Source organism: Oleiphilus sp. HI0128 (genome assembly GCF_001635365.1).
The window spans coordinates 1-374 of sequence record NZ_LWGG01000650.1 but is presented as its reverse complement, the minus strand read 5'-3'; the positions used below and the strand labels follow the sequence as shown (position 1 = coordinate 374).

Annotated in this window: 1 protein-coding gene; it reads left to right on the top strand. The window is 40.6% G+C overall.

The window, feature by feature from the left end:
- A partial coding sequence (locus tag A3763_RS28475) for a hypothetical protein (RefSeq protein WP_197482847.1) occupies nucleotides 1-374 on the top strand: 374 nt, incomplete at both ends.

Sequence of the window (374 nt, the reverse complement as noted above, 5' to 3'; positions counted from 1 at the left end):
TATAATATCTTTGATAGCCTCCATCATTGTTATCTCAATGGTTGCCAGTGGCATAAGTTATAGCCGCCAACAAGCAATGAAAAAGCGCAAGCTTCGCATTAACAAACTAAGGCAACAAGCTGATGAGCTATTAAGCTACACCTCACTTTTATTAAAAATTGATGAAAGCTACGTACTGATCACCCAAGTTCAATCTTTAGCAGTGAACGCCTTAAAAGCAGCGCAGCAATTAGCCCCCGACGATCAATTAATTCTTTCCCACTTACGAACTCAAGAGGGAAAGTTACTAAACTTCAAAAGCGGACAACGAGAAAATAAAGTCGCCTGTTATGTCACCAGTGATATTGAACTGACCCAGGCACAAAGCCAAATCG